Below are 401 nucleotides of genomic sequence, written 5' to 3'. Positions count from 1 at the left end.
GAAATCGAGGTGGGCGCAGACAGCGTCCAGCAGGTCGCCGGTACCGTGACCGTGCACGGACGAGATGGGCAGCACCTCGTCAAAGCCCAGGTTATAGAACTCGTAGTGCTCCATGGGGGCCTCGCCGGTCTTATCGCACTTGTTGACAGCCAGGATGATGGGCTTGTGGCTGCGGCGCAGCATGTGGGCCACTTCCTCGTCGGCGGCGGTCAGGCCGTCGCGGACATCCACCACCCTGATGATGCAGTCAGCGGTGTCAATGGCGATCTCTGCCTGCTCACGCATGTGGGCCAGAATGCCCTCGGTCGCCTTGGGCTCGATGCCGCCGGTGTCCACCAGCATGAACTCGTGGCCGCTCCACTTGCAGTTTGCAAAAATGCGGTCGCGGGTGATGCCCGGGG

1 protein-coding gene is annotated in these 401 nt (G+C 63.6%); it reads right to left on the bottom strand.

Features of this window, described 5'->3' with window-relative positions:
* The coding region (locus P0G09_RS15850; RefSeq protein ID WP_275253136.1) for a GTP-binding protein at positions 1-401 on the bottom strand (401 nt) is incomplete at both ends.

It is taken from the genome of Faecalibacterium sp. DFI.5.82, from assembly GCF_029076575.1.
Classification (GTDB): domain Bacteria; phylum Bacillota; class Clostridia; order Oscillospirales; family Ruminococcaceae; genus Faecalibacterium; species Faecalibacterium duncaniae.
Note: the sequence above shows the minus strand (reverse complement) of the source record. Positions and strands in the feature narration are given on the sequence as shown.